This is a genomic window from Ruminococcus sp. OM06-36AC (genome assembly GCF_003438725.1).
GTDB lineage: Bacteria > Bacillota > Clostridia > Oscillospirales > Ruminococcaceae > Ruminococcus_C > Ruminococcus_C callidus.
Genome location: NZ_QSTT01000005.1, coordinates 148,958 through 149,508, shown reverse-complemented (window position 1 = coordinate 149,508; position 551 = coordinate 148,958). Strand labels below are relative to the sequence as shown.

The following is a 551-nucleotide window of genomic DNA, read 5'->3' as shown; positions in this document are numbered from 1 at the left end:
ACAAAAGCTGCATTGTGTTCAGGTGGTATACACCAGCATTTTTTCAAGTGAGGCTTAAATTCGTTTTTTTAAGTATGCGGGAAACAGTCATATGTGAAATAGAATCAATGTAATTCAACTCAACGCATTTTTCTGCAATTAGCCTGACAGACCACCTGCTATACCCTTCCGGAGGATCTCCGCAAGCCATAGCAACGATATGAGCTTCAATATCTCCTGTAACCTTTGCAGGAACAGGTGGTGTTTTACGCTTTTTGCGGTTGATAGTTGCTTCAAGACCGTTATTTACATACGAGGTTCGAACTTTGTGTACGGTAGTAGGCGTAGTATTAAATGCAGATGCAATTTCTGCAACTGTCATATGTTTATTATTTCCTCTGTCTGAAGCGAGAAGTATATTGGCTCTCATAATGGTTCTTGCAGGAGAATTCCCCTTCTTAACAATATCTGTGAGGCACTTACGGTCTACCTCTGTTAACTCAATAATATATTTTATGCTTGGCATAATAAATCTCCTTTTCTGGTGATAAGACTATTATACCACACATTAA

General features: G+C 38.7%; 1 protein-coding gene. It reads right to left on the bottom strand.

Annotation, left to right across the window (positions count from 1 at the left end; translation table 11 throughout):
* Nucleotides 1–43: 43 nt before the first annotated feature.
* Nucleotides 44–505: a helix-turn-helix domain-containing protein gene (locus DXB92_RS06370; protein ID WP_117733229.1), complete on the bottom strand. Its 462-nt coding sequence runs from the start codon at nucleotides 503–505 to the stop codon at nucleotides 44–46.
* Nucleotides 506–551: the final 46 nt, after the last annotated feature.

Coding starts and splice junctions, on each gene's coding strand:
- DXB92_RS06370 (WP_117733229.1), bottom strand. CDS start 505: ATGCCAAGCATAAAATATATTATTGAGTTAACAGAGGTAGACCGTAAG.